The organism is Myxococcaceae bacterium JPH2, assembly GCA_016458225.1.
Classification (GTDB): Bacteria; Myxococcota; Myxococcia; order Myxococcales; family Myxococcaceae; genus Citreicoccus.
Genome location: JAEMGR010000045.1, coordinates 23,907 through 50,427, shown reverse-complemented (window position 1 = coordinate 50,427; position 26,521 = coordinate 23,907). Strand labels below are relative to the sequence as shown.

The window sequence follows — 26,521 nt, the reverse complement described above, 5'->3', positions numbered from 1 at the left end:
TCAGCTCTCCGCCTCGGTGGCATCCAGCAGTGCGTCCAGTTCGTCGTCCGAGAGCTGCTCCAACGCGTTGGCGTCCAACTCTCGGGACACCCGCGCGATGGGCTCATCGGCGATGCGCTTCATCGACCCCGCGAGTCGCGCGACAGCGCTCGCCATCCCCTCCAGCGTGGGGGACTCGAAGACCGCGGCCAGCGACAGCTCCACGCCCAGCGACTCGCGCACCCGCGCGACGATGCGCGCGGCCATGAGCGAGTGTCCGCCCAGCGCGAAGAAGTCATCTCGGGCGCCGATTTGCGTCCGCCCCAACAGCTCGGACCAGATGTCGGCGAGCAGTCGCTCCTCGTGCGTCGCGGGCGCGACATACGCCACGGCATTCCCGATGGGAGTGGCACGGTCGCGCAGCGCGCGCCGGTCCACCTTCCCGGTCGTGGTGAGTGGCAGCGCCTCCACGGTGACAAACGTCGAGGGCACCATGAAGTCCGGCACCTTCTGCTTCAGGGAGCCGCGCAGATCGGCCACATCGAGCGTCTGACCGGGCCGCGGGACCACCCACGCCACCAGGTGCACCTCGCCCGCCGCGTCCTCGCGACCGACGACCGCGACCTGAGCCACGGAAGGATGAGACCGGAGCGCGGCCTCGACCTCACCGGGCTCCAGCCGAGCGCCGCGAACCTTGAGCTGTTCGTCGGCCCGGCCCAGGTATTCGAGCTGTCCATCTCGGCGCCAGCGCGCGACATCACCCGTGCGGTACATGCGACCGCCAGGCTCGACGCTGAACGGATCCGCCACGTAGCGCTCCGCCGTCAGGTCCGGCCGTCCCAGATAGCCTCGCGACACACCGGGGCCCGCGATGAACAGCTCACCGCGCGCGCCGATGGGGACGGGGTGCAGCGCCGCATCGAGCACATAGGCCTGCATGTTGTCGATGGGCCGTCCGATGGAGACCGAGCCCGCGCCCACCTCGGTCGCCGTGGCATCTCCGGCCACCTCCGACGAGCCGTAGAGGTTGAGCAATCGGGCCTGCGGCAGGTGCTCGCGGAAGCGCGCGGCGAGGTCCTCGGGCAACCGCTCACCGCTGGTCACCCAGAGGCGCAGCGCCTTGAGGCGGCACGCCATGTCCGGGACCTCCAGCAGCCCGCGCAGCACCTGCGGCACCAGGACCACGCGCGTGACGCCGCCCGCGTCCAGCTCCGAGACGAGGCGTGCTGGGTCCTTCAGCCCCTCTTCATCGGGAAGGACCACGGGCACGCCCGCCAGCAAGGGCCCGAGCAGCTCCCAGACCGCGTCCACGAAGCCAAAGCCCGTGGTCAACGCGCCGACCTCTCCGTCCTCGAAGGGATAGGCGCGCCACATCCACGCGAACCGGTTGAGCGTCGCGCGGTGCGTGGCCATGACGCCCTTGGGCTGTCCCGTGGAGCCCGAGGTGAAGATGACGTAGGCCAGGGCATCGCCGCCTGGAGCAGGAGGCAGCGGCGGAGCACCCGGCGCCGGTGCATCCTCGTCCTCCAGCCACAGCACCGGGAGCCCCGCGTGAGGCGGCAGCCGGTCCGCCAGGTGTCGCCGCGCGAGCAGCGCTCCAGGCCGCGACTGCTCCACCATCCAGCCCAGCCGCTCGCGAGGATGCGAGGGCTCCAAGGGGACATACGCCGCTCCCGCACGCAGAACCGCGAGCAGGCCCACCACCATCTCCACGGAGCGATCGGCGAAGAGGCCGACTCGGACCTCGGGGCCCACGCCCTGCGCACGGAGGCGCGCGGCGAGTCGATTCACCCGCGCCGACAGCGCGCTCCACGTCACCGACCCCGTCCGCGTGATCAGCGCAGGGGCCTGCGGCTTCCGCGCGGCCCGCGCCTCGAAGAGCGCCGAGAGGCTCGTCTCCGAATCCAGCGCGTGCACCGGGCCACGACCCAGGTCGATCGCCGCCGCCCGGTCCTCATCGCGAAGCATCGGCACCGCGTCCAGCCGCTCCACACCCGAGGCCAGCCCGCGCAGCAACGCGCTCCAGTGAGACAACAGCCGACGGATGGAACCCTCGTCGAACAGCGCGGGGGCATAGGCGAGGCTCAGGCGCAGCCGCTCACCGGGCAGCACGTAGGCCGACAGCGGCTGGTTGCCCTGGTCGTGACTCTTCACGTCCCGAACCTCGAGGCCGGGCGCGCCCTTTCCGAGCGCCGCGTCGAGGGGGTAGTTCTCGAACACGAGCACGGTCTCGAAGAGGGGCAGGCCCCGCGCCAGCTCGCTCCAGGACTTCACCTGGATGAGCGGGCTGTGCTCGTGACGACGCATGTCGAGCTGGCGTGCCTGGAGCTGCTGCAGCCACAGCACCACCGCCGCGTCCGCGGGCAGGCGCGCGCGGATGGGCAGCGAGTTGATGAACAACCCGACCATCTCCTCGGCGCCGGGCAGGTCCACCGGACGACCGGAGACCGTGGCCCCGAAGACCACGTCCCGCTCTCCCGAGTACCGACTCAGGAGCAGCGCCCACGCGCCCTGCACCACCGTGTTCAGCGTGAGCTGGTGCTTGCGCGCGAAGGACTGGACCTCCGCCGTCACCTCGGGCGCAAGGAACATGACTTCCTCGCCAGACACCTCCAGCTCTCCGCCCGCATGGTCGCGCCGCGCTCCAGGCAGCGGCGTGGGTGAAGTGAACCCCGCCAACTCACCGCGCCAGTACGCCTGCGCGGCGGACAAGTCCTGGCGCTGGAGCCACGCGAGGTAGTCACGCCACGCGGCTGGGCGCGGCAACGAGGACCCACGCCCCGAGGCGAAGTCGCCATACAGCGTGAAGACCTCGCGCAGCATCAGGCCCACGCTCCATCCATCCAGGATGAGGTGGTGGTGACTCCACAGGAAGCGGTGCTCGTCCTCGCCCAGGCGCACCACTTCCATCCGCGCGAGCGGCGCGGTGCCGAGCGCGAAGCCTCGCGCCCGATCCGCCTCCACCAGCGCCGTCATGCGCGCCAGCTGAGCGTCGGGAGACAAGCCGCGCAGGTCATGCTCGGTCCAGGCCAGCGTGGCCTCCCGGTGAACGAGCTGAAGCGGCTCACCGAGGCCCTCGTGATGGAAGGACGTGCGCAGGATGCCGTGGCGCGCGATCACCTCGCCCCAGGCCCGACGCAGCGCCACCAGGTCCGCGCGACCGCGGAGGGTCCAGGCGAGCCGCTCGTGGAAGACACCGGATCCCGGCGCCGAAAGCACCGTGTGCAACAACATGCCCTGCTGCAACGACGTGAGGGCGCTGAGGTCCTCCAGGTCCGGGTGTTGTCCCAGCAGTCGCGTGAGCGCCGCGGGCGTCGTCCTCGCCAGCGGGAAGTCTCCCAGCGAGCGACGCGCGGCGTCGTCCGTGCCCTTCCCCGCCACCAGCTCGCGGAGTCCCTCGGAGAAGCGGGCCGCCACCGACTCGATGGTGCGGAGCGCGTGCAGCGCGCGACTGAACGCGAACGTCACCACCAGGCGGCCGTCGCGCACCACGGCGTTCACGTCGAGCCGATGCGGGCGACGTCCGCTCGGTGCGTGCCAGGGGCCCGAGGGCTCATGGGTCAGCCCGAAGCGCTCTGAACCTCGAGCCGCGGCGTCGAGTTGGCCCAGGTAGTTGAACCCGACCTCCGCGCCCGGCTGCGCGCTCAGCACCGGAGCCGCGTCGGGCCGCAGGTAGCGCAACAGGCCGTAGCCCAGGCCGTTCATGGGCAGCACCCGCCTCGCGTCACGCAGGGCTCGGAGCGCGTCTCCAGCAGTCGCGCCCTCCGGCATCGTCACGTCGAGCGGGAAGGTGCTGGTGAACCAGCCCACGGTCCGTGACAGGTCCACGTCCGGGAACAGCGGCTCGCGGCCATGGCCTTCCAGCTCCAACCTCACCCGAGGGCCGCCCGTCCACCGCGCCACCGCTCGCGCCAGGGCGGACAGCAGCACCTCATCCACCCGGGCGCGATAGGCCGACGGCACCTCGTTGAGCAGGGTCCGCGTCTCGCCCGGCTCGAAGGACACCGTCACGAGCTGCTCGCTCGCGGAGGTGTTGTCGCCGCCCGGGAAGTCCACGGGCAGCGCGGGCACCACATCCGAGGCGCGCCACAGCGCCAGCTCGCGGCCCATCGCCGCTGAGTTCGCGTGCGCGACGAGCTTCTCTGCCCAGGCCTTGAACGACGTGGTCTTCGCGGGGAGCACCACGGGCTCTCCGCGCTCCAGTCGCGCATAGGCTGTCTCCACGTCCTCCAGGAGCGGACGCAGCGACACGCCATCCACCGCGAGGTGGTGCACCACGAGCAGGAGCCGCGCCGCGCGCGAGGGTCCCCGCTCGAACAGGGCCGCGCGCAGGAGGAGCCCTTCGTCCAGTCGCAGGCTGCGTTGAATCTCCGCGCCCACGGACTCCAGTGCGGCCTCCAGCCCCGACTCGGGAATCGCGGAGTGGTCCACCCGGCGCACGGCCACGTGCTCGGGCACGGGGCCATGGGACTGCGTCCACCCCTCGGCGGTGCGCGTGAAGCGCAGCCGAAGCGCATCATGATGACCGACCACCGCCGCGAGCGCTCGCTCCAGGATCGCCGCGTCGACGGGCCGGCGCACCTCCAGCACCGCGGACAGGTTGTAGTGGTGCGGCTCGGGCAGCGCCCAGTCCTCGAAGAAGATGCGCTGCATGGGCGTCAGGGGAGCACTGCCCTCCACGGGGCCCTGCTCACCGACCGGCGCCTGCGCCTGACCCACGCCCTCGGACAGCTCCGCGAGCGTCTGCCGCTCGAAGAGCATCGCGGGCTCCAGACGCAGGCCGGCCTGCTTCGCGCGCGAGACAATCTGGATGCCGAGGATGGAGTCTCCGCCCAGCTCGAAGAAGTTGTCGTGGATGCCCACGCGCTCCACGCCCAGCACCTGGGCCCACAGCGCGGCGAGCGTCCGCTCGACCTCCGTGCGCGGTGCGACGTAGTCCTTGCCCGACGCCACCTTGATGGCGTCCGGCTCGGGCAGCGCGCCGCGATCCACCTTCCCGCCCGGCGTCTTGGGCAGGGCCGCCAACACGACGAACGCCGCCGGCACCATGTGGTCCGGCAGGCGGTCCTTGAGGAAGTCTCGCAGCGCCGTGAGCCCCGGCTCCCCTTCGGAGGTCGCGACGACGTAGCCCACCAAGCGGCGCGTGTGGCTCGCATCCGCGCGGACCACCACGACCGCGTCCGCCACGCTCGGGTGCTGGCGGAGCACGGCTTCAATCTCTCCTGGCTCGATGCGATAGCCGCGGACCTTCACCTGCGCATCGACACGTCCCAGGTACTCCAGGCGGCCGTCCTCGCGCGCGCGGACCCGATCTCCCGTCCGATACAGACGAGCCCCCGCCTCCCCGGAGAAGCCATCCGGCACGAAGCGCTCCGAGGTCAGCTCGGGACGCCCCAGATAGCCGCGCGTGATGCCCGCGCCACCGAGGTACAGCTCGCCCGACAGTCCGATGGGCACGGGCTGGCCTCGGACATCGAGCACATAGGCGCGCGTATTGTGGAGCGGCCGACCGATGTCCGGGCGCTCCGCATCCAAGGAGGTGGACACCGTCGCGCAGACGGTCGCCTCCGTCGGGCCATAGCCGTTGAGCAGCCGACGCCCTCGGTTCCAGCGCCTCGCCAACTCCGGCGTGCAGACCTCGCCCGCGGAGATGACGGTGGACAGCGCGGGCAGTCCCTCGGGCTCCAGTTGCGTGAGCGACGAGGGCGTGAGCGTGACGGTGGTGATGCCACGTGACTCCAGCACCTCGCGCAGCGGCGCCCCGGGCAACAAGGACTCGCGTGGCGCGAGATGCAGCTCCGCGCCAGCAACCAGCGTGGAGAGGACCTCCAGCACGGACGCGTCGAAGCCCAGCGCGGCGGCCTGGAGCACGCGGCGGCCTGGCCCCACGTCGTGCGCGGGCACGATGGAGCGCACCGTGTTGCAGATGCCCTCATGCGTGACGAGCACGCCCTTGGGCATCCCCGTCGAGCCCGAGGTGTAGATGACGTACGCCGCGTTGCCAGCCGAGCCCCGCGCGTCCGGCGCCGTGGCGGGCTGTCGAGCGATGTCATCCCACTCCGCATCCACCGTGACGAGCACCTCGCCGCCCGAGGGAAGCTGCGACGTGAGGTGCTCTTGCGTCACCACGATGGCGAGGTTCGCGTCGCGCATCATGAAGGCCAGGCGCTGAGACGGATACGCGGGGTCGAGCGGTACGAACGCCCCACCCGCCTTCAGCACGCCCAGCAACCCGACGATGAGCTCCCAAGAGCGCTCGGCGCACACGCCCACGCGCACCTCGGGCCCCACGCCGAGGCCCCGCAAGTAGCGCGCGAGCTGGTTCGCCCGCGCGTCCAGCGCGCCATACGTCAGGCGCTCCGAGGCCGTCACCAACGCGATGGCCTCCGGGGTCCTCGCCGCCTGCTGCTCGAAGAGGTGGTGCACGCCATCCACCGCGGGGAATGCCGCGCGAGTGTCGTTCCACTCCACGAGCACCTTCCGCTGCTCCTCGGCGCTGAGCAGCGGAAGCTCCGCCACGCGGCGGAAGGGGTCCTCCGCGAGGCCCGAGAGCAACAGGAGGAACCGCTCCCACAGCCGCTCGACGGTGCGGCGGTCGAACAGGTCCGCGGCGAACTCCAACGCGCCGTCGAGCCCCGCCTTCGACTCACGCAGCTCCAGTGACAGGTCCACCTTGGTCGCGCCGATGTCCAGGTCCATGGGCTGGACACCCAGCCCCGGCGCGAGCACGTCGATGGGCGGCGTGTTGTGGAACGTCAGCATCGCCTGCACGAGCGGCATCCGGCTCGGGTCGCGCGGCACGCGCAGCTCGTCCACCAGTCGCTCGAAGGGGATGTCCTGATGGGCGAAGGCTTCAATGGACGCGGTCTTCACCCGGCGCAGCAGCTCCGCGAACGACGGCCGACTCGAGAAGTCCGCGCGGATGGCGAGCGTGTTCAGGAAGCAGCCAATGAGCCCCTCCAGCTCGGCGCGGTTGCGCCCAGCCGCCGAGGTCCCGATGACGATGTCATCCTGGCCCGAGTAGCGATGCAGCAGGGTCTGCCACGCCGCGGTGATGACCATGAACGGCGTCGCACCCTCGCGACGGCCCACGGCCCAGAGCGCGTCCACCAGTGGGCGCGGCACCGCCACGGAGAGGCGCCCCCCCCGCCCCGACCAGCGCGCGGGTCTCGGACGATCCGTGGGCATCTCCAGGACCTGCGTGCCCGCGAGCCGCTCCTTCCAGTACGCGAGCTGGGCCGCCATGGCGGGGCTGTCCAGCCAGCTCCGCTGCCACGCGGAGTAGTCCGCGTACTGGATGGGCAGCTCGGGCAACGGCGATGGACGTCCCGCGGAGAACGCCTCGTAGTTCGCCACCATCTCGCGGTACAGCACCCCGCTCGACCAACCATCCGAGGCGATGTGGTGGAGCGTGAGCTGCAACACATGCTCCGTCTCCGCGATGCGGATCATCGCCGCCCGCATCACCGGTCCGCGAGACAGGTCGAACGGACGGCGCGCCTCCTCCATCGCGATCCGGATCGCCTCCGACTCATCACGGGCCACGTGCCGCGCCATCACCAGCGGCATGGACGGCACGATGACCTGCCGTGCCCCGTCCTCGGTCAGCGCGAAGGTGGTGCGCAGCACCTCATGACGGCGGACCACCGCGTCGAGCGACGCCTCGAGCACGTCCGCGTTCACCGGGCCTGACAGTCGCAACGTGACGACGTTGTTGTAGGCGATGCCATCGGGGTCGAGCTGGTTCAGCGCCCACAGCCGCTGCTGCGGGAACGACAGGGGCAGCGGCAGGTCTCGCGGCACGCGCACCACGGGCACACCCGTCGTGGCCGGCTGCGCGCGCGGCTGAGGCCGGGGCGCGGCGGCTGTCGCGGTCTTCGCCGGACGACGCGGCTTCGCGGCAGGTGCCGGAGCAATCGGCTCCAGTGCGCCATCCCGTCCCCAGCGGGCGCGCTTCCCGGTGAGGAACAGCGTCTCGCCATCCACCTCCACGAAGCGAGCCCGAGTCGAGTCCGCGTCCTTCCAGAAGCCCTGCGGCAGAGAGGGGCCGCCCACGGCGATCGTGCCCACCACGCCCACCGGCACGGCCCGCCCCTTCGCATCGAGCACGCGCGTTCTCGCCGCGAGTTCCTCTGCGCCAAGGCCCCAGGACGACGCCTGATGCACTTGAGACGTGAGCGCCCGGAAGCCACGGACCTGGAGGGCCGACGCGTCCGCGGCCACCGCCTCGCCCGCGAGAATCAATCCCCTCACGCCCGCGAGCGCCTCCTCGGCCCCCGGCAACTCCGCGAGCGCCCGCACCTGCGACGGCGCGCAGCGCAGCACGGTGACACCCTCCGCGCGAACCCAGGCCAGCAGCTCGCCCAGCTCCGAGCCCACTTCCGTCAAGGCGCGCGCCTCCTCGACAGGCGGCGCCTGCATCCGCTGGCGAAGCGTGTCGAGCAGTTGGAGGCTGGCCATCGTCGGCTCCAGCGGCACGCCGAAGTCGACGAGGCAGGCCACCTCGTCCACGTCCATGGAGCGCAGGCTCCCGACGATGCGGACACCGTCCTCCACCGTGCCCAGCAGGCCACCGTCCTCCAGGTAGTGCTCGAAGCCCTGGACGAGCAGCGCCTCCATGTCCTGCGGCGTCAGCCCGCGCACATCCACCTGAAGACCTTGGCTGGCCACCAGGTTCCCGAAGATGTCCACCGAGCTGCGGAAGTAGCTCATCAACGGCTCGCGCACGGCGGCGCGAACCTCCGCGGCGTCGCGGCCCAGGAAGGTGTGGAGCATCAACGTCACGTGGCCGCGCCCCGGACCGTGCCCCTCCTGTCGCCACGCCTCGCGATACAACGCCACCTTGGCCCGCAGCTCCTCGAGCTGAGAGCCCAGTCCGATGACGTTGGTGAGGATGCCCGCCCCCACCGCGCCCGCTTGCCGGAAGGTCTCGGGGTTGCCCGCCGCCGTGAGCCAAACGGGCAGCTCGGCCTGCTTGGGCTTGGGCCGCAGCGCCAGCTCCACCTCATTGCCCGCGCCGTTGCGGCGCCGCACCGTTCCGCCACGCCACAGGCGTCGCAGCTCGTCCAACCGCTCGCGCAGCACTTCCTTGCGGCGGGCGAACGTCCCGGGCGAGAGCGAGAAGTCATTCGCGTGCCAGCCCGTGGCGAGCGACACGCCCACGCGCCCGTTGGACAGGTTGTCCACCACGGACCACTGCTCGGCGACCTCGATGGGGTCATGCAGTGGCAGCACGACGCTGCCCGCGCGAATGCGGAGGTTGCGCGTGAGCATCGCGAGCGCCCCGCCCACCACCGAGGGCGCGGGATACAACCCCCCGAACGAGTGGAACCGTCGCTCGGGCGTCCAGATGGCCGAGAAGCCGTGGGTGTCCGCGAACTTCGCTCCCTCCAGGAGCTGCTCGTATTTGTGCTCGCCCAGCGAGTCCTCGTCGTTCGCGAAGTAGGACAGGCTGAAGTCGATCGGGCGATGCGCCTTGGCGCTCGCCCCGAGCGTGGCGAAGCGCGCCGCCAGCCGCTCCGGAGGAAGCACCACGCGCAGACCGCGCGCGAGCGCCCCCAGCAGCTCCAATCCCGACACATCCTCCGCGGGCCCACGCGCGGCGAGCCACACATCCCCCTCGCGCCCCACGCTCCGGGCATCCAGCCCAGCCAACAGGTGCGCGACGTTCCGATGCGTCAGCACCACGCGCCCTCGGCCACCGAGGGCCTCAGGCGCGGGCACGATGAACGCGAGCCCGTCCGCGGTGGCCTCACGGGACGCCCCGGAAGCGACTGCCCCCATCGCGTCCAGCGCCACCACGCGAACCCCCGAAGGCGCCGTCACGTCCCCCGCCCTCGCCACCACGAGCACGCGAGGCCCGGAGTCCGGAAGCAGCGAGGCCAGCACGGCCATGTCGCCCTCCGACACAGGCAGGCACGCGCCGCCCGCGCCGAGGATGCCCCAGTGCGCCACCACGGCCTCGACACTGGGCTCCAGACGCACGGCCACGGGCACGCCGTCGCGCACGCCCGCTTCCATCAGCCGCGCGGACATGCGCCGCGCACGATCCGACAGCTCGCGCCACGTCACGTGGACGGCACCGGACGACAGCGCCACGTCGTCTGGGGTCCGTCCCGCCCGCGCATCCAGCCGCGCGAGGAGTCCCAGCGGATCCGCGACCCCACGAGGCGCGGGGCGCGACAGTTCGTCGCGCGTCGCCAGGGGCAGGTGCGAGACGCGTACCTCCGGCTCGGCATGCGCGGCGATGAGCAGGGTCTCCAAGTGGCCCGCCATCCGGGCCACGCGAGCCTCGTCATACAACTCGGTGGCGTACTCGATGACGCCCGAGAATCCCGTCGCGCTTTCAATCAGCAACAGCGTCAGCTCACCGAGCGTCGCGCCGAACTGCGCGGGCGTGCCCGGGACCTCGACGAGCCGCAGCTCCAGCCCCGGCACGGAGGGCGGCGCGGTGGCCACATGCGAGTGCAGGATGATGGCCGCGTCACACAAGCGCGAACGCGCGGGATCCCTCCCGGGCGCCACGCGGGGCAGCAGGTGCTCGAAGGGCACGTCCTGGTGTGCGGTCGCGTCGATGGCGGTGTCGCGCGCGCGACCGAGCAGCTCGCGGAACGTGGGGTCCCCCGACAGGTCCGTGCGCAGGGCCATGGCGTGGGCGACGAAGCCGATCAACGGCTCCAGCTCGCCCCGGGCGCGGTTGCCCACGGGCGTGCCCACGACGATGTCCTCACGCCCTGAGTACCGGGCCAGCAGCGCGGACAGCGCCGCGAGCAAGGTCATGAAGGGCGTGACGCCCTCGCGGTGACAGATGGCCTTCAGCGCGGTGGACGCCTCGGCCGACAACGTCACGGGGAAGCGCTCTCCGCGCAGGCGCTGCTCGGTGGGACGCGGCCTGTCCGTGGGCAGCTCCAACGGCGCGGGATGATCGGCCAGCGTCTCTCGCCACCACGCCTCCTGCGTGGCCAACACACCCCCGGACAGGGCTCGGCGCTCCCAGGCGGCTGCGTCCACGTAGTGCACCGGCAGCTCGGGCAGCGGCGCGGGCTTGCCCGCCAGGAAGGCCTGGTAGTTCACCGCCATCTCGCGGAAGAAGGCCACGAGCGACAGCGTGTCGGCCGCGATGTGATGCACCGTGAGGAGCATCACGTGGTCGGCGTCGCGCAGGCGCACCAGCCGCGCGCGAACAATGGGGCCTGCATCCAGGGAGAACGGACTCCGGGCCTCGTCCAGCGCCAGCCGGATCGCCTCCGCCTCGGCGTCCCCCGCGAAGCCGCGCAGGTCCACTACCGGCACGTCGATGCGGACCTCGGCGGCGAAGCGCTGACGCACCTGTCCGTCCACGACGACGTAGGTGGCGCGGAGCATCTCGTGCCGACGGATGACCTCGTTGACCGCCCGCTCCAGGACGCGCGCCTCCAGCGCACCCGTGAGCCGAATGGCCAGCGGCATGTTGAGCGAGGGGTTCCCCGGGTCCAGCTGCTCCATCCGCCAGACACGCTCCTGCACGACAGACAGCGGCAGCTCACCGCTCCGGTCGATGCGGACGATGGCGTCGTCGGGAACACTGGGCCCGCCGTTGGGTCCACCCAGCATCGCTTCAATGCGCGCGGCGATGCCCGCGACGGTGGGCGCCTCGAACAGGGCGCTCAGCGGCAACTGGACGGAGAACGTCTCGCGCAGGCGGGTGAGCATCTGCGCCGCCATCAACGAGTTGCCGCCCAGCTCCAGGAAGTCGTCGTCGAGTCCAATCTCCACGGCGCCCAAGCGCTCGCGCCAGATCTCCAACACCCGCTGCTGGATGTCGCTCAGCGGAGCGCGCGCGGTGACGACGGGCACCTCGGTCCGAGGCGCCGCCGAGGCACGCACAGCCCCCGGAACAAACGTGCCCGGAGCTACGGGACGCGCCTCGGGTTCAGGCAGCGACTCAGCGGCCGGGGCCGCCAGCGTGAACGGCTGCTCCTCGAAGGGGTACGTGGGGAGCGCCACGCGGCGGCGCTTCTCCCCCGAGGCGAGCTGCGCCCACGACACGTCCACGCCCGCGCACCACAGGTCTCCCAACGACTGGAGCAGTCCCCGGTAATCGCTCTCCGTGGGCCTGCGGCGCAGGGACGGCGCGACGACCAGCCGCTTGTCCTGGCGCGCGAGCGGTCGGCAGAGCGCGGTGAGGTCCTGCCCCGGCCCCACCTCCAACAGCACGCTGCACCCTTCCGCGACGAGGAACGCGAGTCCCGTCGCGAAGCGCACGGGCTGGCGCATCTGCCTCGCCCAGTACTCGGGGTCCGTCGCCTCCTCCGGACGGATCCACGTCCCCGTGGCGCTGGACACATAGGGCACCTTCGGCGCCTGGAGGCGCATCGATGCCACGGCCCGCGCCAGCTCGGGCATGAGGGGCTCCACCGCGCTGGAGTGGAAGGCATGCGCCGCGGGCAGTCGCACCACGCCCACGCCCTGCGCCTCCAATCGTGCGCTCAGCCGTTCGATGGCGGGCACCGTCCCCGAGACGACGCACCGGTCCTCGCCGTTGATGGCGGCCAGCGCGAGCCCCTCGGACAGCAGCGGCGTCAGCGCCGCCTCGGACATCCCCACCGCGAGCATCCCGCCCGGAGGAAGGCGCGCCATCAACGCGCCTCGGACGACCGCCAGGCGCAGGCCGTCCTCGGCCGACAACACGCCCGCCACGCATGCGGCCACATACTCGCCATAGCTGTGACCCAGCATGGCCAGCGGCTTCACGCCCCACGACATCCAGAGTCGTGCGAGCGCGTGCTCGACGATGAAGAGGGCGGGCAGCGCCACGCGCGGATCCGCCAGCAGGGGCGCCATGGCCGAGTCCTGGCCATCAGGCGTCAGCACGAGCGCGCGCACCTCCTTCGCCAACGCCGGATCCAAGCGCGCGAGCGCCGCGTCCACGTCCTTGCGGAACCCCGCCTCCACCCCGTACAGCTCGCGCCCCATGCCCACGGCCTGCGCGCCCTGCCCCGGGAAGAGGAAGGCCACGCGCCGCAAGCGCCCCTGCTCCACCGCCGCGGGCGGCTTGCGCAAGCGCTCCACCAGCTCCGCCGGGGTGGCGGCCACCACCGCGCGCCGATGCTCGAACGCACGCCGGCCCACGTTGCGCGTGAAGGCCACGTCCTCCAGCGGCAGCTCGCTCCCAGCGCCGCCTGCGTCCAGGTGCGCCGCGAGTTCCCGCGTCATCGTCTCCAGCGCGGAGGGTGTGCGGGCGGACAGGCTCACCACATGGAAGGGACGACCACTCGGCGACGCGCGCGTCTCGGCGGGCGCCTCCTCCAGCACCACGTGCGAGTTGGTCCCTCCGATGCCGAAGGAGCTCACGCCCGCGCGGCGAGGGACGTCGGTCCGGGGCCAGGGCATCAGGGCCGTGTTGACGTAGAACGGGCTGCGCTCCAGTCCCAGCTCGGGATTGGCGCGCTCGAAGTGCAAGCTCGGCGGCAGCTCCTCGTTGCGCAGCGCGAGCACGACCTTGATGAAGCCCGCCACGCCGGCCGCGGCGTCCAGGTGTCCCAGGTTCGTCTTCACCGAGCCCAGGCCACAGTAGCCCTTGCGCTCTGTCGTCTTGCGGAACGCGCGCGTGAGCGCCGCCAGCTCGATGGGATCGCCCAGCGATGTGCCGGTTCCGTGGGCCTCCACGTAGCCGATGTCATCGCCGCCCAGCCCCGCGTACGCGAGCGCGTCCGCGATGACCTCCGTCTGCCCCTCGATGCTGGGCGCGGTGTAGCCCACCTTCTGTTGGCCGTCGTTGTTGATGGCCGTGCCCTTGATGACCGCATACACGCGGTCTCCGTCGCGCAGCGCATCCGCCAGGGGCTTGAGCACCACCACGCCCGCGCCATTGCCCGCCACCGTGCCCGCGGCCCGGTGGTCGAACGCACGGCAGTGTCCGTCCGGCGAGTAGATGAGGCCGTCCTGGTACACGTACCCGGTGCGCTGCGGACTGGCGATGCGCACCGCGCCCGCGAGCGCGATGTCCGATTGGCGCGTCAGCAGGCTCTGGCAGGCCATGTGGATGGCCACCAGGCCCGTGGAGCAGGCGGTGTAGACGGCCACGCTCTCGCCCCGGAGCTGGAGCTTGAACGAGGCCTTCATCGCCAGGCTCTCCGGTCCCGAGGTGACCAGGTCCATGGCCGCGGCCGGGTCCTTGCGCGCCTCGCCCAACAGCGACAGCAGGTGGCTGGAGGAGCCCGCGCCCGCGTAGAGCGAGATGCGCCCCTTGAACCGCGTGGGGTCATAGGCCGCGTCTTCGAGCGCGGCCCACGCGCACTGGAGGAACACCCGCTGCTGTGGATCCATCCACAGCGCCTCGCGCGGGGTCACCTCGAAGAAGCCGGCGTCGAATGACTCGGCGCCCTCCAGGATTCCGCCCGCGCGCACGAAGTTCGGGAGGTGCCGCAGCGCATCCGGCATCAGCGGCGAGGACTCCAGCGCGGACTCGGGGAAGACGGAGATGGACTCCACGCCCTCCCGCAGGTTGCGCCAGTAGTCGCGCAGATCGCGGGCCCCGGGGAAGCGCCCCGCCATGCCCACCACCGCGATGTCGTTCCCGAAGTCCTCCGCCTCGACGTGATTGTCCGCGTCAGCCATTGCCTTGGTTTCCTCGTCGACCCTGTCGGCGGATCGCCTGACGCCGCTGCGCGGCGCGATCCTCATGGGCTTCGTTGTCTTGCGGCTCCGCGGATTCCTCCGCGTCCCGCTCCAGTGCCGCGGCGAACGCGCGGACGGTGGAATGCTCGAAGAAGCGCGTCGCGGGCACGTCGCGCTTCAGCTCCTCTCGGAACAGCGTGCAGGCCTTCACCACCGACATGGAGCTGCCCGCCAGGTCGGTGAAGAAGTGGTCCTCCACGCCGATCTCCTCGACGCCCAGCACCCGCGACCACAGCTCCGCCACCTTGCGCTCCATCTCCGTCGTCGGTGCGACGAAGGTGGCGCCAGGAGCGCGAGCAACCTCTGGCTCCGGCAGCGCCGCTCGGTCCACCTTGCCGTTCGGCGACACGGGCATCCGGTCCAAGGGCACCACCACGGAAGGCACCATGAACTCGGGCAGCGCCTCCACGAGCGAGGCCTTCAGCACGCGCGCGTCCAGCGTCTCGCCCGCGCGCGGCACCGCATACGCGATGAGGCGCTTGCCTCCCGCCGGGTCCGGCCGCGCCACCACCACGGCCTCGCCCACCGCGGGATGACGACGGAGCACCTCCTCCACCTCGCCCGGCTCGACGCGGTAGCCCCGCACCTTCACCTGCGTGTCGATGCGGCCCAGGAACTCCAGCGTCCCGTCCTCGCGCCAGCGCACGCTGTCGCCGGTGCGATAGAGGCGCGCGCCCGGCTCGTCACTGAAAGGATCCGGGATGAAGCGCTCGGCCGTCAGCTCGGGCCGTCCCAGATAGCCCCAGGCGATGCCCTCGCCTCCCGCGAGCAGCTCTCCGGGCACGCCCACGGGCACGGGGTGCAGGCGACGGTCCACCACGTACACCTGCGTGTTCGCGATGGGCTTCCCAATGGACACGCTGCCCTCGGGAATCGAGCCCTCCATCACGGCGCACGTGGTGAACGTGGTGACCTCGGTGGGGCCGTAGCCGTTCACCATCAAGCCCCCGCGCGACAGCCGCTCCCGCACCGCCGCCGGCGACAGCGCGTCACCGCCCGACATGAACTGGCGAACGCCGTCCACCACGTCGGGCCGAGTGACGGCCACGCTCTCGAAGAGGGCCGCGGTCAGCCACAGCACCGTCACGCCGCAGCGGGCCACCAGCTCCTTGAGCTCCTCCGCCGTGGGCGGACGCGGAGGCAGGACGACGAGCCGCGAGCCGTGCAGCAACGCGCCCCAGATCTCCATCGTCGCCACGTCGAAGCAGATGGGCGCCAGCTGAGTGAAGACCTCGGAAGGTCCCCACTGGAGGTAGCTCTGTCCCAGCACCAGTCGAGCCACGCCGCGCTGCGGGACGCAGACCCCCTTGGGTCGGCCCGTGGAGCCCGACGTGTACATGATGTACGCGAGCGACTCGGGCGGGACGGTGATGCCCGGGGAGTCCTCGCGCTCGCGCGCCAGCTCGCCCTCCTGATCATCCAGGATGACCACGGCCGCGTCGCTCTCGGGGAGCACGTCCAGCACCGCGCGCTGGACCAGCACCACCGGCAGCCGCGTGTCCCCTACCATGTAGGCCAGGCGGTCGCGGGGATAGGTGGGATCCAACGGGACGTAGGCGGCTCCCGCCTTGATGATGCCCACCGTGCCGATGATGAGCTCCAGCGAGCGCCGCACGCACAGCCCCACGGGCGTGCCTGGGGTGATGCCCCGGCGCAGCAGGTAGCGCGCGAGCTGGTTTCCGCGACGGTCCAGCTCGCGATAGGTCAAACGCACGCCCTCGAACTCGACGGCGAACGCGTCGGGGGTGCGAGCGACCTGCGCCTCGAAGAGCGTGGCGAGGCAGGCCTCGCGGGGGAACTCGGTGCGCGGGCCGTTCCACGAGACCATGAGCCGGCGCCGCTCCGCGTCGTCCATCAGCGGGAGGTCCCCGATGCGCTGGTTCGGGTCCTCCACCGCGCCCTCCATCAGCACGCGGAGCTGCTCCATCCAGCGCGTGGCGGTGGTGGCGGTGAACAGGTCGGTGTCGTACTCGAGCGTGCCGCTGAACCCCTCCGGGGAGTCATCGAACGCGAGGGCGAGGTCGAACTTCGCGGTGCCCGCGTTGAGCTCCACCGGCCGGAGGGCCAGCCCCTCCAAGCGCGCATCGGCGGGCGGCGAGTCATTGAGCGACAGCACCACTTGCATCAGAGGCGCGTGGCTCATTGTGCGCGGCGGCTGGAGCGCTTCCACCACCCGCTCGAACGGCACGTCCTGGTGGGCATAGGCGGCGAGCGTCGTCTCGCGCACGCGGCCCAGCAGCTCGCGGAAAGTCGCGTCCGGCGCGAAGCGCGTGCGCAACACCAGCATGTTCACGAAGAACCCGATGAGGTTCTCCAGGCCCGCGTGGTGACGCCCGGAGATGGGCGAGCCCACGCTGACGTCCTGCTGTCCCGACACGCGCACCAGCAGGAGCTGGAACACCGCCATCAAGCCCATGAAGGGCGTGACGCCCTCGCGTCGGCAGAGCGCGCGGAACGCCGAGGAGAGTCCCGCCGGCAGGCGAACCGGAAGGGTCGCGCCATGGAAGCGCTGCACCGCCGGCCGAGGCAGGTCGGTGGGCAACTCCAGCACGGGCGCCGCGCCGTGGAGCTGCTGGCGCCAGTAGGCGACCTGCTCCTCCAGCGCCTCTCCCTGGAGCCAGCTTCGCTGCCACACCGCGTGGTCCACCGGCTGGAGTCCTGGCGCGGGCAGCTCCGAAGCCCGGCCCAGGAGCGCCGCCGAGTACAGCGCGGCCAACTCGCGGAACGTGACGCCCAGGGACCAACCATCCGAGATGATGTGGTGCAGCGTGAGCACCACGAGGTGCGTGCGCGCTCCGGTGCGAATGAGCACCGGGCGAATCAACGGCCCCTGAGCAAGGTCGAACGGGCGTCGAGCGCTCTCCGCGGCGGCCCGCAGGGCCTGGGCTTCACGCTCCGACTCCGCGACCTCGCTCAAGTCCACGACGGGCAGCGACAGCGAGACCGCCTCGTGGATGCGCTGGACGGGCTCACCCGCCTCGAGCGCGATGGTCGTGCGCAGCGACTCGTGACGACGGAGCAGCTCGGCCAAGGCCTGCTCCAGCGCGGCCACGTTCAGCTCGCCATCGAGCCATGCCGCCCAGCGGACGTTGTACACGCCCCGGTTCGCCTGGAGCTGCTCCAGCAGCCACAGCCGCTCCTGCATGAGCGACAGCGGCAGGCGCCCTGCTCGCGGCACGGGCACGATGGGCGGAGGACGCCGCGCATCCGACTGGCCACGCACCTGGGCAATGCGCGCCGCGAGCCCCTCCACGGTAGGGTTCTCGAAGAGGTCGCGCAGCGAGAGCGAGACGCCGCAAGCCGCGAGGATGCGCGCCACCACCCGCGTGGCCATCAGGGAGTGGCCACCCAGGTCGAAGAAACTGTCGCGCGCACTCACCCGCGAGACTCCCAGCAGCTCACGGAACAACCCCGCGACCAGTTCCTCCGAGGGATCCCTCGGAGCGATGCGCCCCGCGTCCGCGGCGTCCCACTCGGCCTCCGCCGGAGCCGGCAGGGCTCGGCGATCCACCTTCCCGTTTGGCGTGAGCGGCATGCGCTCGACGCGCACGAGCGCCGCGGGCACCAGGTACGACGGCAGGTGCTCGGAGAGGAACGTCCGCAGCTCGGCGGGCGTCACGGACGACGCGACCACATAGGCCACGAGCTGGCGGGATCCGCCGGCGACCTCCTCTCGCGCCACCACCACCGCCTCGCGCACCGCGGGGTGCTGGAGCAGCGCGGCCTCCACCTCGGCGGGCTCCACGCGGAAGCCGCGCACCTTCACCTGGGCATCGACTCGGCCCAGGAACTCCACTGCGCCATCCAGCCGCAGCCGCACGCGATCTCCGGTGCGGTACAGGCGCGCGCCTGGGGTCGACGCGTAGGGATGCGGCACGAACCGCTCGGCCGTCAGCGCGGGCTGCCCCAGGTAACCCCACGCCAATCCATCACCGCCGATCCACAGCTCCCCCGCCCCGCCCGGAGGTACAGGGGTGAGCCCCGCATCCAGGACGTACTGCTCGGTGTTGGCCAGGGGACGGCCCATGGGCACGGTGGTCGCGTGCTCGGCCACCGCGTCGACGAGGTGCCACGCGGCGAAGGTGGTGCTCTCCGTGGGCCCATACACGTGCAGCAATCGCTCAGGCGCGCCGTCGCGAAGCACCGCGCGAACCGAGCGCGGATCCACGGCCTCGCCACCGAAGTGAACCTGTCGCACGCTCTGGAACGCGTCCGGGACCTCGGCCACCACCTGATTGAACCAGGCGGTCGTGAGGAACATCACGCGGATGTCTTGCTCGCGCAGCCACGCGGCGAAGGACCGAGGCTCGAGCGCGCGCTCGCGCGAGACGCCCACCAGTCGCGCCCCGTGGAGCAACGCCCCCCAGACCTCGAAGGTCGCCGCGTCGAACGAGGCGTTGGACGCCTGTGCCACGCGGTCATCGGGACGCCACTGGATGAAGTTCGTCTCCACCACCAGGCGCACCACCGCACGGTGCGGAACGCCCACGCCCTTCGGTGTCCCCGTCGAGCCCGACGTGTAGACGACGTACGCGAGGTCCTCGGCGGAAGCCTGGGAATCGAGCACGGTGGCCGGCATGCCCTCGAACGTCCCGGGCGCATCCAGCACGAGCAGGGGGACGCCCCCTTCAGTCAATCGCGAACGCAACGTGGACTGCGTGAGCAGCACCGATGCGCGTGAATCCCCGAGCATCCAGGCCAACCGCTCCGAGGGATACGTGGGATCCAACGGGACATAGGCCGCGCCCGCTTGGAGGATTCCGAGCAGGCCCACGACCCAGTCCGGCGAGCGCTCCACGCACACCGCTACCGAGGCCCCCCGCCGCACGCCCATCTCCGCGAGCCGGTGCGCGAGCTGGTTCGCCCGGCGCGCGAGCTGCGCGTACGTGAGCGCGCTCCCCTCGTACTCCACCGCCACGGCGTCCGGAGTCCGCACCGCCTGCGCCTGGAACAGCGCATGAACCGTGGCGTCTCTCGGATACGAAGTCCGCGTGGCGTTCCACTCCCCCAACACCCGCTGAAGCTCCGCGTCCGAGAGCAGCGGCACCTCCGCCAACCGGCGATCCGCGCCCGCGACCATCGCGCGCAGCAAGGCTCGCCAGTGCCCCAGCATCCGCACCGCCGTGGACTCCGGCACGCGCGCGGTCTGGAACTGCACCTTCAAGCGCAGGGTGCTCCCCGGGAGCGCCACGGCGGTCAGCGGATAGTGCGTGCGCTCATGCATGTGCACGCCATGCAGCGACAACCCCGCACCGCCCCGCGAGAGGACCTCGTCCACGGGGTAGTTCTCGAAGACGAGCAGTGACTCGAAGAGCGGTGTGCCGCGCGGCACCTCGCTCCAGCCCTGGATGCGCGTGAGCGGGACATGGCCGCGCTGCGCCAGCGCCACCAGGAGGGACTGCAGCTCGCGCAGCCAAGGCAGCAAGCCCTCCGATGGCCGCAGCCGCGTGCGCACCGGGAGCGTCTGGATGAACAACCCCACCGACGCCTCGGCCCCCGCCAGCTCCGGAGGACGCCCGGCGAGGGTTGTCCCGAAGGCGACGTCCGCGCCGCCTCCGTAGCGAGACAGCAGCAGCGCCCACGCGCCATGGACCAGCGTGCTGGGCGTGACGCGGTGGCGGCGAGAGAACTCCTGGAGCGCCGTCGACTCCTCGTCGCTCAACGCTTCCTCGCGCTCGCCCACTCCGTCATCACGAACTTCGCTGGCTCCCGGCAGAGGCGTGGGGGACTCGAAGCCCGCGAGCTGCTCGCGCCAGAACTCCTCGTCTCCCGACACGGGGCGCCGCGCCAGCCATTCGAGGTATGCCCGGAAGGGCGGCACCGGAGCGGGCGTCCACGCCTCTCCGCGCGTGAGGGCCGCATACGCTTGAAGCAGCTCACGCAGCACGCGCGCGAAGCTCCAGCCATCCAGCACCAGGTGGTGGAAGCTCCAGAGCCACCGCCAGGATTGTTCTCCCACGCGAACGACCGCCACGCGGGTCAGCGGGGCACGCTGCACCTCGAAGCCGCGCGCTCGGTCCTCGTGCGTGAAGTCCTCCCACCGCGCCGCGCGCTCGGCTTCCGACAGCGAGCGCCAGTCCTCCTCTCGCCACGGCAACTCCGCTCGGGGATGCACCACCTGGAGCGGCTCCTCCAGTCCTTCCCAGTGGAACGACGTGCGCAGGACCGCGTGCCTTGCCCCGAGCAGCTCCCAGGCCCGCCGCATGGCACCGACATCCAGCTCGCCCGTGAGCGTCCAGCTCAATTGCTCGAAGTACGACTCACCGCCCCGCGACATCAGCTCCTGGAACAACAGGCCGTGCTGGAGCGGCGACAGCGGATACAAGTCCTCGATCGCGCCCACGCGTTCGGTGAGCCGCGCCAGTTCCCCCGGCGACAGGGAATGGAGGACGGCGTCCGCGCCGAAATGCGGTGCGCGCATCGCGCCTCGGGGCAGTGCATCCAGGCGCGCGGCCAGCGCACTGAGCGTCCCGGCCTCGAACACATCCCGCAGGGACAGCTCCACGCCCAACGCCTCGCGCAGCCGAGCGGCGGCGCGCGTGGCGAGCAACGAGTGGCCGCCCAGCGCGAAGAAGTCATCGTCCGCCCCCACGCGCTCCACGCCCAAGAGCGAGGACCAGACCGCCGCCACGCGCAGCTCGGTATCCGTCCTCGGCGCGAGGTACGCGCGAGCGGCATCGCGCGCGCCCTCCGGAGCGGGCAGCGCCTTCCGGTCCACCTTCCCATTCAGGGTCAGCGGCAGCTTCTCCAGGATGGCCCACGCGGAGGGCACCAGGTGCTCGGGAAGCGTCTGCCGCGCGAAGGCGCGCAGGGCATCCAGGCTCAGTGTCACGCCGGGATGGGCGACGACATACGCGACCAGTCGCGCGCCCGCGCCCTCATCCTGGCGAGCCACCACGACGACTTGTCGCACGTCGGGATGGCTCGACAGCGCGGACTCGATCTCGCCCGGCTCGACGCGGAAGCCACGCACCTTGAGCTGGAAGTCCACGCGACCGAGGAACTCGGCCGTGCCATCACTCCGCCACCGCGCCCGGTCGCCCGTGCGATACAGCCGCGCGCCCGGGTGCGTGCTGAACGGATCCGGCACGAAGCGCTCGGCCGTCAGCTCCGGCCTCGCGTGGTAGCCCTGGGCCACGCCCGCGCCGCCGATGAACAGCTCGCCGGGCACACCGATGGGCATGGGCCGCAACCCGGCATCCAGCACGTGGAGCCGGGTGTTCACGATGGGCGTCCCGATGGGAACCGGCCCCGGCGCGCCCGTCACGCGATGGGTGGCCGACCACACGGTGGTCTCGGTGGGGCCATACATGTTGAGCAGCGCGCCACCCACGCGCTCGCGCAGGCGTGAAGCCAGCTCCGGACTCAGCGCCTCGCCGCCCACGAGCAGCGCTTCCAGTCCGCTCAGGGCGCCCGCCGCGCCCGGCTCCAGCAAGAGCGCCTCGGCGAACGAGGGCGTGCACTGGAGATGGGTGACGCCGTGGCGGCGGATCAACCCGGGCACCGTCGCCGTCGCGAGGACTCCGCGCTCCGCGAGGAGCACGACTTGGAAGCCGCGCGCCAGCGTCCACAACAGCTCCAGCACGGAGATGTCGAAGGACACGCTCGTTACCGCGAGCCAGGTCCCCGAGCGACGCGCCAGCCGCGCGTCCATGCCGGCCAGGAAGTGGGCGACGTTCCGGTGCGAGACGAGCACGCCCTTCGGCTGCCCCGTCGAGCCCGAGGTGTAGAGGACATACGCCACATGGTCCGGCCCCACGCCGCTCTCGGGCAGGGCCTCCGTCACGTCGCGAGCGCCCTGGGCCGAGAGCAACACCACGCCGCGCCCGCTGGTGGGCAGACTGTCCGCCAGGTGCGCCTGCGTCAGCACGACCGAGGCCCCCGAGTCGCGCAACATGAACGCGAGCCGCGCCTCGGGATAGGTGGGGTCCAGCGGCAGGTAGGCGCCTCCCGCCTGGAGGATGCCGAGCATCCCCACCACCAGCTCCAGCGAGCGGTCGACGCACAGCCCCACCATCACGCCGGGGCCCACGCCTCGCGCCCGCAGGCGCAACGCCACGCCGCGCGACTGACGTTCCAGCTCACGCCACGTGAGGGACTCCTCGCCGCACACCAGGGCCACCGCGTCGGGCGCCTGTGCCGCCTGAGACGAGATGAGCGAGTGGACGCTCGCCTCGGAGACATCCCGGTGCGTGTCGTTCCAGTCCGCCAGCAGCCGGTGTTCGTCCTCAGCCAGGAGCGGCAGCGAGTCCACGCGCAGCTCAGGCTGCTCGATGACGGCTTCGAGCACGACGTGGAGGCGCTCGACGAGCCGAGTCGCGGACGCGGCATCGAACAGGTCGGTGGCGTACTCAATCCACCCGGAGAGACCCGCGGCGCCTCGCGTGAGGGACAACGTCAGGTCATACGGCGTGGCTCGCGGCTCCAGCTCCACCGCCTGCGACTCGACGCCCGCCAGCGACCACGCCTCGCGCGGCTCGGGCTGGAGCACGAACAACACCTGGAAGAGCGGCGCGCGGGAGCGGTCTCGCACGGGCAGCACCGCCTCGACGATGCGCTCGAAGGGAACGTGGCGGTTCGCGAACGCATCCAACGCGGTCTCCCGCGCGTGGCGCAGCAGGTCCCGGAAGCGCTCCGTCCCCGAGACGGACGAGCGCAGGACGAGCAGCTCCAGGAAGCACCCCATCACCCCGTCCAACCCCGCGCGCTCGCGGCCTTGGATGGGCGTGCCGATGCAGAAGTCGTCCTGACCCGAGTGGCGATGCAGGAGCGCCTGGAAGGCCGCCAGCACCGTCATGAACAGCGTGGCCCCCTCCTCTCGGCCCAGCGCCTCCAGGCGGGCGGTGAGCCGCGCAGAGAGGTGTACGGGCACACGCGCGCCCGCGTGCGTGGGGCGTGAAGGACGGGCGCGATCACCCGGCAGCTCCAACACCCCCGCGACACCAGACAGTCGTCGTCGCCAGGACTCCAGGGAAGCAGCCACCGCGGCGTCAGACTCGCGCGCGGCGCGCCAGTGCGCGAAGTCCAGGAACCGCGTGGGCGGCAACGGCAACGCGGGCTCGCGGCCCCCTTGGAACGCCGCATAGAGGGCGCTCAGCTCGCGCGCCAGGACGCCGAAGGACGCCCCATCCGCGACGAGGTGATGCACGACCACCCCGAGCAGGTGCACCTGGGCATCGAGCTGGAACAGCGTGACACGGAGCAGCGGCCCCCGAGCCAGGTCGAAGGGTGCGCGGGCTTCATCCTGGGCGAGCCGCAGCGCCGTGGCCTCGCGCGACTCGGACGGCACGTCGCGCAAGAAGACCCGCCGGAAGACCGAGGGCATCTCACGCGCGAGGCGCTGGGAGGGGATGCCCTCCTCCTCCTGGAACGTCACCCGCAATGCGTCATGCCGCCCGACGAGCGCCGCCACCGCCCGTTCGAGCGCGTCCACATCCAGCGGGCCCGTCAGCCGCACCGCCGCCGGGAGGTGGTAGGCGGGAACGCCCCGCGCGAGCTGCTCGAAGAGCCACAGCCGCTGCTGGGTCGCAGTGAGGGGCGCAGAGAGAGCGTCATCACGACGCGGGATCGCGTCTTCGTGCCCGCTCCCCCGTGAGGCCGCGAGTCGACGCGCCAGCTCCGCCACCGTCGGGCCCTGGAGCAGCACCTCCATGCCAGAGCGCGCGCCCACCTGCTCCAGGTCATTCGACAGCTCGACCGCCGCGAGCGAGTCCAGACCGAACGAGGTAATCGGCACGTCCTTGTCGAGCGTGTCGCGGCGGATCCGCAGCCGCTCCGACAAGCGCGTCAACAGCCACCCCTCCCACGCCTCCACGGTGTCCGGCGCGCGCTCCGTCCCCGCCTGCGCGGCCGGCGCCCTCGCATCGGTCGCGACCTCGCCCTCCCGCCAGTTCAAGAGCGCCCGAGGCGCACCCGCGAGCAGCTCCGCTCGGCAAGCCCGCCGCTGGACCTTGCCGCTGGACGTCTTGGGCAGCGCCCCCGGCTCGATGAGCACGAGCGCGTGGAGCTGCGCCTCATGCGTCTCCGAGAGCGCCCGCCGCACCGCGCCCAGCACGTCCTCGGGCGTCCAGGCCTTGCGCGGATCCACCTCGTACATCACCGCGAGGCGCTCCTCGCCCGCCGCGTCGATCGAGAACGCCGCGCCACACCCCGGCCGCAAGGCGGGATGCGCGCGCTCGAGGGTCACCTCCAGGTCCTGCGGGTGCAGGTTGCGGCCGCGCAAGATGATGAGGTCCTTGCGGCGTCCCACGACGAACAGCTCGCCGTCGCGCAGCAACCCCAGGTCTCCGGTGCGCAGGAACCGCGTCTCCTCATTCGAGTCCGCGAGACGCGCCTCGAAGGCCTCTCGACTCTCCTCTGGCCGCGCCCAATAGCCCGTCGCCACGCTGGGGCCGCTGAGCCAGATCTCCCCCACCCGCCCGGGCGCGCAGGCCCGCTGGGTCTCGGGATCCACGATGACGAGCCGCTGATCCGCGAGCGTGGTGCCGCAGCCCACGAGCGTCCGCGCGGCCTCGCCCTCGCGTGCCTCCACCGCCTCGTTGCGCTCCAGCGCGGTCGCATCCCAGGCCCGCGTACGGACGCCCTCGCCCTTGCGCCCGCCCGAGGCGATCAGCGTCCCCTCCGCCAGCCCGTAGCAGGGGTACAGCGCGCCCCCCTGGAACCCCGCGGGCGCGAAGGCCTCTTGGAACCGCGCCATCACCTCGGGACGAATGGGCTCCGCGCCACAGAAGGCCATCTCCCACCGACGCAGGTCCAACCCCTCCCGCTCGGCGGGCGACACCTTGCGCACGCACAGGTCGAACGCGAAGCAGGGCCCGCCGCTGATGGTCCCACCGAACCGCGTCAGCGTCTCCAGCCAGAAGCGCGGGCGCCGCAGGAACGCGAGCGGCGACATCAAGGCGACGGGGATCGCCGCCGCCAGCGGCTGGAGGATGCCGCCAATCAAGCCCATGTCGTGGTACGGCGGCAGCCAGATGACGCCCACGCTGTCCGCGTGGACCTGGAAAGCGTCGGTGATGAGTCCCAGGTTGTGCAGCAGGTTGCCGTGCGTGAGCTGCACACCCTTGGGATCGCCCGTGGAGCCCGACGTGTACTGGAGGAAGGCCAGCGTGTCGCGCGTCGCCTCGGGGCGGCGCCAGGTGGACTCGGCCCCCTCGGGCACCGTGTCCGTGGCCAGCCAACGCAGCGAGGCCAGTTCGGGCGCGTCCGCGAAGAGCGCCTCCCCCATTCCCTGGATGAACGACGTGGTGAGGACCACGCTCGCGCGAGCGTCGCGGATGATGGCCCGCAGCCGAGGCAACGTCCGTTCGAGTCGAGAGGGGTCCGGAGGATAGGCGGGGACCGCCACCAGCCCGGCCTGAAGACAGCCGAAGAACCCGGCGATGTACTCGAGGCCTGGTGGGTACAACAGCACCGCGCGCTCCCCCGCCTTCGCGAGGGATTGGAGCACCGCGGCAATGCGACGCGCGCGCAGCTCCAGGCCGGCGTAGCTCAAGACCTCGTCGGCCTCGCCATCCGACACGAAGGAGTAGAGAGGTCGCGCACCGAACGACTCGGCCCTCCTCTCCATCAATTGAGCAAGGGTCGAGGACGAAGCGAAGCGCTCGGACGGGAGTGCCATGGAATGGGTCGGCGTGCAGGGGGGGAGTGGCCGGCGCATATTCGCGGAAAGCTCGCGACCGCGTAAGCCACCGCAACCCGTGTCAGGATGCGTCACACCGCCAACCACGAAGGCGCATCAAATCCGACCCAACCGGACGGATGAATCAGAACGAATTTCCGGAAAATTTCCGCCAGGACGCCCAACTCCGAGAGGGCCTCAAGGGCTCCTCGAATGAGCGGAACCTGAAATCCACCGACAGCGGGAAGATCCAACAGGACCGTC

At 71.5% G+C, this 26,521-nt stretch carries 2 protein-coding genes; both read right to left on the bottom strand.

Annotation, left to right across the window (positions count from 1 at the left end; genetic code table 11):
- On the bottom strand, positions 1-14,577 hold the full coding sequence (locus JGU66_34890) for an amino acid adenylation domain-containing protein (protein MBJ6765970.1): 14,577 nt from the start codon (positions 14,575-14,577) through the stop codon (positions 1-3).
- Positions 14,570-26,296, bottom strand: a complete 11,727-nt coding sequence (locus JGU66_34885) for an amino acid adenylation domain-containing protein (protein MBJ6765969.1) — start codon at positions 26,294-26,296, stop codon at positions 14,570-14,572. The genes JGU66_34890 and JGU66_34885 overlap by 8 nt, the downstream gene beginning before the upstream one ends.
- Positions 26,297-26,521: the final 225 nt, after the last annotated feature.

Excerpts from the sequence above, each read along its gene's own strand:
- JGU66_34890 (MBJ6765970.1), bottom strand. The coding sequence starts at position 14,577 with ATGGCTGACGCGGACAATCACGTCGAGGCGGAGGACTTCGGGAACGAC.
- JGU66_34885 (MBJ6765969.1), bottom strand. The coding sequence starts at position 26,296 with ATGCGCCGGCCACTCCCCCCCTGCACGCCGACCCATTCCATGGCACTC.